The 2,166-nt window shown below is 67.1% G+C and carries 2 protein-coding genes and 1 pseudogene; 1 reads left to right on the forward strand and 2 read right to left on the reverse strand.

The features are described from left to right. Both BN903_RS08785 and msrA read right to left on the reverse strand, forming a co-directional pair. Positions 1 to 345: pseudogene (locus BN903_RS08785) on the reverse strand (metallophosphoesterase family protein); the annotation flags it as partial. Between the two features lie 446 nt (positions 346 to 791). Then, complete coding sequence (gene msrA / locus BN903_RS08790) at positions 792 to 1,331, reverse strand: peptide-methionine (S)-S-oxide reductase MsrA (protein WP_048077384.1); 540 nt, start codon at positions 1,329 to 1,331, stop codon at positions 792 to 794. A 115-nt stretch (positions 1,332 to 1,446) separates the two neighbouring features. Here msrA and BN903_RS08795 point away from each other — a divergent pair, with 115 nt between their 5' ends. Further along, positions 1,447 to 1,761 carry a hypothetical protein gene (locus BN903_RS08795; RefSeq protein ID WP_048077385.1) on the forward strand — a complete coding sequence of 105 codons (315 nt, stop codon included), beginning with the start codon at positions 1,447 to 1,449 and terminating at the stop codon, positions 1,759 to 1,761. Positions 1,762 to 2,166 lie beyond the last annotated feature (405 nt).

A 2,166-nucleotide genomic window follows, 5' to 3' on the forward strand; every position in this document is an offset into this window, starting at 1 on the left:
GAGTGAACGAGCAGGTAGCGGTCGCCCGCGATCGTCTCGGTCCGCGGGAGGCCGCCGACCCACTCGCGCTGCTCGTCGGACAGCGACGCCTTCGCGTGTTCGAGGCCCGCCTCGGCCATCCGGTTGGCGCGGGTAGCGCTCGGGCGTCTCGACGGTCCGGTCGTGGTTCCCGCGGACCGTCGCGGTCGCGATCTCGCGCACGCGCTCGACGCACTCGGCGGGCCACGGGTTGTAGCCGACCACGTCGCCCGCGCAGTAGATCCGGTCGACCGCGGGCATGTCGTCGAGGACCGTCTCCAGCGCCGGGAGGTTCGCGTGGACGTCCGAGATGAGACCGATCTTCATCGGCGGAGGGTTCGGTTGGCGGGAGGGAATAGGTTGTGGCGGGAGGTGCGCCGCGGAACGGAACGCATCCAAGTCCGGACCCTCGGCGGTCAGTCAACGCGAAAAAGCCGAAAACGTCTTTCTGCGGTGCTGTGGCGCGTGCCTCCGAGCGGTCGCCATCGGCGACCGTGAGGAGCACCGCGCGAGGGACGCGGCGACCGGAGGGAGCCGCGAGGTTGGGGAGGCGTGAGGCTGCGGTGCTGTGTGGGGCGGGACTCGAAGGGGCAGTCGCGAGGACAGCGCAGGCGACGCAAGCACCGCAACGAGGGAGCGAAGCGACCGAGTGAGGCGCACAGCGAGCGTGCGCTGTCCTCGCGACTGGGGCTTCGGTGGTGTTCGCCGGACCAGTGACGAGTCCGCTCTCGTCGCCAACACCGGCCGAAAAGTAGGATTTGCCCTGTCGATCTCTACGCCGTGACCTTCTCGCGGAACCGCTCGCGGACCTTGTCGACCTTCGGCTGGGCGTGCATCGTACAGTAGGCGTCGGCCGGGTTCTTCTCGAAGTAGTCCTGATGCTTCTCCTCGGCGCGGTAGAACGTCTCCAGCGGCTCGACCTCGGTGACCACGTCGTCGTCGTAGCCGCCCTCCTCGTCGAGCGCCTCGACGTACCGCGTCGCCGCCTCGTGCTGGTCGTCGTCGTGGGTCAGGACGATAGAGCGGTACTGGCTGCCGACGTCGGGACCCTGCCGGTTGAGCTGCGTCGGGTCGTGGACGGTGAAGAAGACCTCCAGAATGTCCTCGTAGGAGAGCGCGTCGTGGTCGTACTCGACCTGAACGACCTCGGCGTGGCCGGTGTTGCCGGAACAGACCTCGCGGTAGCTCGGGTCCTCGGCGTGGCCGCCGGCGTACCCGGAGGTGACGCTCTCGACGCCGTCGAGTTCCTTGAACGCCGCCTCGACACACCAGAAGCAGCCGCCGCCGACCGTCGCAGTCTCGGTGTTTGTCATGTACCGTCGTTAGCGTCGCAGACGTATTAATGACGCGCGGAGTGACGCGACTGTACCCTCTTCGACGAGACGACGACCCGAAGACACATTTCCGTGGCGCAGCGATTCTCGCTCGATGATAGCGTGGTTGGGCGGTCAGGGGAACGTGATCTCGCTGTTGATCCCGCTGTTCGGGATCTGCCTCCTCTCGATCGTAGACAGAGTGACCGAAACCAACCGCGCGAGGCGGTACTTCCTCTCCGGGTTCGTCCTCTGGTTCGGCTGCCGAGTCGTGCTCGGGCTCGAACAGGGCACCCTCGTCTCCTTCCCTCGGCCAATCGGGCTCCTCGGCGCACTCTCGCTGTTGATCGGGTTTCTGTCTCTGACATTCTACGGGTATTACGTCGTACAGACGGGACGTGACCCGCTCGCGTCGCGGCTGGCACCGTGATCATGACCGCCGAAGCCCCAGCCGGGAGAAATCGCGCGCTTTGCTGCGCTCCTCGTCACTCGCTCCGCTCGTTCCTGCGGTGCTTGCTACAGCGTGCTTCGTTCTCCCGGCTGCCCCTTCGAGTCCCGCCCCGCACAGCCCCGCACCGCAGCCTCACGCCTCCCCAGCCTCGTCGACCGGTCTCCGCTTCGCTCCGACCGGTCGACTCCCTCGCGCGGTGCTCCTCGCGCCCTGTCGGGCGCTCGGAGGCGCGCCACCGCTTTGCTCGTCAATTTATAAGCGGGTGCCGGGCAGTTCGAACCCCCGTCTCGAACGCGTTCGCCCGGCAACCCTGCGGTCGAACGGTAGACCTTTGCCGACGCCCGCACCAGTTCCGATATGGTCTCGCTGGGACTCGGTGGTGGC

It is taken from the genome of Halorubrum sp. AJ67 (genome assembly GCF_000513435.1).